The following is a 6,155-nucleotide window of genomic DNA, read 5'->3' as shown; positions in this document are numbered from 1 at the left end:
ACACCACCATCGGTCGTTGAGCGAGGAGCGCAGCGACGAGACGAAACGCATGTCCCTTCCGGGGTTGCGTTTCGTATCGCTTCGCTCGCTCAACGTCCGGGGGCCGGGAGCAGCACCACCACCACCGGTCGTTGAGCGAGGAGCGCAGCGACGAGACGAAACGCATGTCCCTTCTCGGGGTGGACGTTCCCGACCCCGGCCTCCCGCGGGGCACCTAGGCTGGCGGCATGACTCAGGATGCCGTCATCGTCGATGTGGTCCGCACCGTCTCGGGGAGGGGAAAGCCGGGCGGCGGGCTCAGCGGCATCCACCCCGTCGATCTCGCCGCGGCGACGCTCCGGGCCCTGCTCGAGCGCAACGGGCTGGAATCCGCGCAGGTCGACGACGTCATCATGGGCTGCGTCACCCAGATCGGCGATCAGTCGCTGAACATCGCGCGGCAGACCGCGCTCGCCGCCGGATTCGACGAGCGGGTGCCCGCCGTGACCATCGACCGGCAGTGCGGGTCCAGCCAGCAGGCCGCACACTTCGCCGCGCAGGGCGTGATCGCCGGCGCCTACGACATCGTCATCGCGGCGGGCGTCGAGTCGATGAGCCGCGTGCCGCTGGGCTCGAACGCGCACGGCGGGCACGTGTCCGAGGGCGTGGCATCCCGCTACCCCGACGGACTCGTCAACCAGGGCGTGTCCGCCGAGCTCATCGCGCACAGGTGGGGCCTCACGCGCGACGAGCTCGACGCGTTCAGCGCCGAGTCCCACCGCCGTGCCGCCGCGGCCTGGGCCGGGGGACTCTTCGACAGCCAGGTGATCCCCGTGCCGGGCGGTCCGGAGAGCGACGAGACCGTGCGGCCGTCCACCACCGTCGAGGGCCTCGCCGGCCTTGCCCCGGCGTTCCGCACCGACGAGCTCGCAACCCGCTTCCCGGAACTGGAGTGGCGCATCACCGCCGGCAACTCGTCGCCGCTGACGGATGCCGCCGCCGCCGTGCTGATCATGTCCGCCGAGCGGGCCGCGCAGCTCGGCCTCACCCCGCGCGCCCGGTTCCACTCCTTCGCCGTCGTCGGCGACGACCCGATGATGATGCTCACCGGCCCGATCCCGGCCACGCGTCGCATCCTCGACCGCAGCGGCCTGACCATCGACGACCTCGACGCCTACGAGGTCAACGAGGCCTTCGCGTCGGTGCCGCTCGCCTGGCAGGCGGAGCTGCACGCCGACCCGGCGCGGCTCAACCCCTGGGGCGGCGCGATCGCCCTCGGTCATGCGGTCGGGGCATCCGGCGCCCGCCTCATGGGCACCCTCGTCGCCCACCTCGAGGCCACCGGCGGCCGCTACGGCCTGCAGACGATGTGCGAGGGCGGCGGCATGGCGAACGCCACCATCCTCGAGCGCCTCTGACCCGCAGCCGCCCGACCCCTTCGCGAACCCTGACCCGAATACGCGAGCCCTGACCCGAATACGCCCTCCAGCAGCTTTTCGGTGAGGGTTCGCGTCATCCGGTGAGGGTTCGCGGCGTCGTGCGCGGGGGTGTGGGGCCCGGGGCGGGGCAGGGTCCGTGCGCGGACACTCGGATGTCCGACTATAATGGTGGATGACCGAACAAGCGTGACGTGGCGCGACGGATGCCACGTCCCGATGACCGTGGAGATCCCATGCTGATGTCGACCACCCCGCTGCTGACCGCCGATGAGCGCACCGCGATCCTCGAGGCGGTGCGCGAGTTCTCGGACGCCGAGCTCGCCCCGTTCGCCCTCGAGCGCGACGAGCACAAGATCTTCCCGCGCGACACGCTGCGCAAGGCCGGGGAACTGGGCCTCGGCGGCATCTACGTGCGCGAGGACGTCGGCGGCGCCGGCCTCGGCCGCAGCGAGGCGGTGCAGATCTTCGAGGCGCTCGCCCAGGGCGACCCGGCCGTCGCGGCCTACATCTCCATCCACAACATGTCGGCGTGGATGATCGACCGCTACGGCACCGAGGAGCAGCGCACGACCTGGCTGCCCCGGCTGGTCACCATGGCCGACCTCGGCGGGTACTGCCTCACCGAGCCCGGAGCGGGATCGGATGCCGCGGCCCTGCAGACCCGCGCCGTGCACGACGGCGACGACTACGTGCTCGACGGCGTGAAGCAGTTCATCTCCGGCGGCGGCGAGGCATCCGTGTACGTCGTGATGGCCCGGACGGGGGATGCCGGCGCCCGCGGCATCAGCGCCTTCCTCGTCGACGGCACGCTGCCCGGCCTGTCGTTCGGTCAGCCCGAGCGCAAGATGGGCTGGAACGCCCAGCCCACCCGCCAGGTGATCTTCGACGGCGTGCGGGTGCCGGCATCCGCCCTGCTCGGCAGCGAGGGCCAGGGCTTCAAGATCGCGATGTCCGCCCTCGACGGCGGGCGCCTGAACATCGCCGCCTGCTCGATCGGCGGCGCGCAGTGGGCGCTCGACCGCACCGTGCGGTACGTGCACGAGCGCTCCGCTTTCGGCGAGCCTCTGGCCGAGAAGGAGGCCATCGCGTTCGCCATCGCCGACATGGCCACCGACCTCGTGGCCTCGCGCGCCCTGGTGCGCGACGCCGCCGCGGCGCTCGACGCGAAGGCCCCGGATGCCTCGCTGCAGTGCGCCATGGCGAAGCGCTTCGCGACGGACGCCGGATTCCGCGTCGCCAACGAGGCCCTGCAGCTGCACGGCGGATACGGCTACCTGCAGGACTACGGCATCGAGAAGATCGTGCGCGACCTGCGTGTGCACCAGATCCTCGAGGGCACCAACGAGATCATGCGCGTGATCATCGGCCGTGGCATCCTCGCCGGTCGTTGAGCGAGCGTGGCGAGACGAAACGCAGCCCGTGGAACGATGAAGGGCATGACCGAATACGAGACGATCCTCGTCGAGACCCGCGGCCGCGTCGGCTGGATCACGCTGAACCGGCCCGACGCCCTGAACGCCCTCAACAGCCAGGTGATGCACGACGTCGTCGCGGCGGCGGCCGCGTTCGACGCCGACGAGGGCATCGGTGCGATCGTCGTCACCGGCTCCGAGCGCGCGTTCGCGGCCGGAGCCGACATCAAGGAGATGGAGTCGAAGTCCGGGCTCGACATGATCATGGGCGACCACTTCGGGGAGTGGGCGCGGTTCGCCGCCGTCCGCACCCCGGTGATCGCCGCGGTCTCGGGCTACGCGCTCGGCGGCGGCTGCGAGCTGGCGATGATGTGCGACATCATCCTCGCCGCGGACACCGCGAAGTTCGGTCAGCCCGAGATCAACCTCGGCGTGATCCCCGGCATGGGCGGATCGCAGCGTCTGCTGCGCGCCGTCGGGTACTACAAGGCCGCGGAGCTCGTGCTGACCGGGCGCATGATGGATGCCGCCGAGGCCGAGCGTGCCGGACTCGTCTCGCGCGTGGTCCCCGCCGCCGACCTGCTCGCCGAGGCGGGCCGCATGGCCGACACGATCGCCGCCAAGTCGCTGCCGAGCGTGTACGCCGCGAAGGCCGCGCTGGATGCCGCGATGGAGACGAGCCTCGCCGAAGGCCTGCGCCTGGAACGGCACGCGTTCGCCGCGCTGTTCGACACCGCGGACCAGAAGGAGGGCATGGCCGCGTTCCGCGAGAAGCGGCCGCCGGAGTTCACCGGCCGATGAGCCTACAGCGGTTCGGGGGCCGGGCGGGGGTCGGCGAAGTCGCCGGCATCCCGCCGCATCCGGGCGATCACCGACACGAGCGCGTCGGCATCCTCCGGCGACAGTCCCGGCTTCTCGAACACCTCGTGGTTGAGGGCGTCCGTGGCCTCGATCGCGAGCGCACGCCCGGCGTCGGTGAGCACCACGAGGGTGGCGCGACCGTCCTCGGGATGCGGTTCGCGCTTGACGAGTCCGGATGCCTCGAGCCGGTCGACCGTGTTCGTCACGCTCGTCGGGTGCACCTGCAGGCGCACCGCGGCCGACGCCATCGGCATGCGTCCCTGACGGCTGAAGTGCAGCAGCGTGAGCATCTCGTAGCGGGCGAACGTCAGCCCGAACGGCCGCAGCGTCTGCTCGACGCGCGCCAGCATCAGCTGCTGCGCGCGCATGATCGACGTGACCACCGTCATTCCCGGGGCGGCATCCGTCCACCCGTGCTCCACCCATTGGCGCTTCGCCTCGGCGATCGGATCGATGCGCAGGGTGCGTCCGGCTCGTTTGGCAACCACTTGGGCGGACCTCCTCGTAGATCTTCAACGTTATCGGTTTCCACGAGTCTCAATAGACTCGGAAGGCAGTCGACGTGGCGACTGTGACGAAGGAGTGCGCATGAAGATCGTCGTGCTGGTCAAAGAGGTGCCCGACACCTACGGTGACCGCAAGCTGGGACTCGAGACCGGATTGGCGGATCGCTCGGGCGATCGCGTGGTCGACGAGATCTGCGAGCGGGCCCTCGAAGCCGCCATCACCCTCGGCGGCAAGGCCGACGACACCGAGATCGTGGTGCTGTCGATGGCCGGCGAAGCCGCACAGGCGACCGTGCGCAAGGGACTCGCGATGGGTGCCGCATCCGCGGTGCAGGTCGTGGACGAGCAGCTGGTCGGGGCCGACGTGTCGCTGACCGCGCAGGTGCTGGCCGCGGCGCTGCGCCGCATCGGGTTCGACCTCGTGATCGCGGGCAACCAGTCCACGGACGGGTCGGGCGGTGTGGTGCCGGCGATGGTGGCGGAGCTGCTGGACGTGCCGCAGCTGACCGCGCTGAACACGATCGAGGTCGACGGCGACCGGGTGTCGGGGGAGCGCGCGATCGACGGCGGCACGGCGCAGGTGTCGGCATCCCTGCCGGCGGTGGTGTCGATCACGGAGCGGATGCCCGATCCCCGGCTGCCGAGCTTCAAGGGCATCATGGCCGCGAAGAAGAAGCCGTTCGAGACGTGGTCGCTCGCGGAGCTCGACGTGGATGCGGATGCCGCCGCGCAGCCGTGGTCGATCATGACGGCGGTCGCCGAGCGGCCGCCGCGCACCGCGGGCGTGAAGATCACCGATTCCGGGGATGCCGGCGAGCAGCTGGCCAAGTTCCTCGTCGACAACCGGCTGGCCTGAGGAGAGCGCAGATGACCGACTTCGGCACCGATCCCGTCCTCGTCCTGCTGGACGTCACCCCTGACGGCGAGCTCGCGAAGAGCTCCGCCGCCCTCATCGGCGCGGCATCCGTGATCGGCACTCCGGTCGCGCTCGTCGTCGGTCCGCGGGCCGAGAGCCTCGCCGGAAAGGCGGGCGACCTCGGCGCCCCGTACGCGCTGTGGGCGGCTGGGGATGCCGCGCAGCTGACGCTGCCGACGGTCGCCGCACTGGCCGCCGCGGCGGAGCTGGTCGGCCCGGATGCGGTGCTCGTCTCGAACTCCGTGGACGGGCGGGATGCCGCGGCCCGGTATGCCGCACGTGCGAGGGTGGCGCTCGCGGTCGACGCGATCGGCGTCGCCCGCGACGACGAGGGCATCGTCGCCCGCCATTCCGTGTTCGGCGGCGCGTTCACCGCCGAGTCGGCGGCGACCTACGGCGCCCCGGTGATCACGGTGCGGCAGGGCGCGATCGACGACCGGAGCGATCCGGTGACCGCGACCGTGACCGCGCTGGAGGTGCCGGCCGACCAGCGCCGGGCCGGGTCCGTGGACTCGGTGGATGCCGCTGTGGTGGCATCCGCCCGGCCGGAGCTGCGCGGGGCGGCGAAGATCGTCTCCGGTGGCCGGGGGCTCGGGTCGGCGGAGAAGTTCGCGCTCGTGGAGCAGCTCGCCGATGCGCTGGGGGCTGCGGTCGGGGCGTCCCGCGTCGCGGTCGACTCCGGCTGGGTGCCGCAGTCGTACCAGGTGGGGCAGACCGGTGTGTCGGTGTCGCCGCAGCTGTATGTGGCGCTCGGGATCTCCGGCGCCATCCAGCACAAGGCGGGCATGCAGACGGCGAAGACGATCGTGGCGATCAATAAGGACGAGGATGCCCCCATCTTCGACATCGCCGATTTCGGGGTGGTCGGCGACGTGTTCCAGGTGGTGCCGCAGCTGATCGCGGCCCTGGAAGCCCGGAAGGCGTAACCGGTGGGCACGGTGCAGCTGCGCCGCGGTTTGCCGCGCACCCCCGGCGGCGCCCCCTGGCCCCCCGCCGATGCCACGCCCCCCGCGGTCGTCGACCCCCCGGTCGTTGAGCGAGC

General features: G+C 71.4%; 6 protein-coding genes. 5 read left to right on the top strand and 1 reads right to left on the bottom strand.

Annotation, left to right across the window (positions count from 1 at the left end; translation table 11 throughout):
- Positions 1-227 precede the first annotated feature (227 nt).
- The 3 genes from VJR25_RS08400 (at position 228) to VJR25_RS08390 (ending at position 3,631) form a co-directional block, all read left to right on the top strand.
- Positions 228-1,397: a thiolase family protein gene (locus tag VJR25_RS08400; protein ID WP_324114500.1), complete on the top strand. Its 1,170-nt coding sequence runs from the start codon at positions 228-230 to the stop codon at positions 1,395-1,397.
- Positions 1,398-1,651: 254 nt separating this feature from the next.
- Positions 1,652-2,809, top strand: coding sequence for an acyl-CoA dehydrogenase family protein (locus VJR25_RS08395; RefSeq protein ID WP_324114498.1), 1,158 nt, complete (start codon positions 1,652-1,654; stop codon positions 2,807-2,809).
- A 45-nt stretch (positions 2,810-2,854) separates the two neighbouring features.
- A complete protein-coding gene (locus VJR25_RS08390) occupies positions 2,855-3,631 on the top strand; it encodes an enoyl-CoA hydratase (RefSeq protein WP_324114495.1) in 777 nt (258 codons plus the stop codon).
- A 2-nt stretch (positions 3,632-3,633) separates the two neighbouring features.
- Here the strand turns inward: VJR25_RS08390 and VJR25_RS08385 are convergent, their stop codons facing one another.
- Positions 3,634-4,179, bottom strand: a complete 546-nt coding sequence (locus VJR25_RS08385) for a MarR family transcriptional regulator (protein WP_324114493.1) — start codon at positions 4,177-4,179, stop codon at positions 3,634-3,636.
- A gap of 100 nt (positions 4,180-4,279) precedes the next feature.
- On the opposite strand from VJR25_RS08385, the gene VJR25_RS08380 reads away from it, so the two are divergent.
- Both VJR25_RS08380 and VJR25_RS08375 read left to right on the top strand, forming a co-directional pair.
- Complete coding sequence (locus VJR25_RS08380) at positions 4,280-5,053, top strand: electron transfer flavoprotein subunit beta/FixA family protein (protein ID WP_324114491.1); 774 nt, start codon at positions 4,280-4,282, stop codon at positions 5,051-5,053.
- Between the two features lie 11 nt (positions 5,054-5,064).
- Positions 5,065-6,039, top strand: a complete 975-nt coding sequence (locus VJR25_RS08375) for an electron transfer flavoprotein subunit alpha/FixB family protein (RefSeq protein WP_324114490.1) — start codon at positions 5,065-5,067, stop codon at positions 6,037-6,039.
- Positions 6,040-6,155: the final 116 nt, after the last annotated feature.

The organism is Microbacterium sp. (genome assembly GCF_035277845.1).
GTDB lineage: Bacteria > Actinomycetota > Actinomycetes > Actinomycetales > Microbacteriaceae > Microbacterium.
The sequence above is the reverse complement of the archived record's forward strand: the minus strand, read 5'-3'. Positions and strand labels throughout refer to the sequence as shown.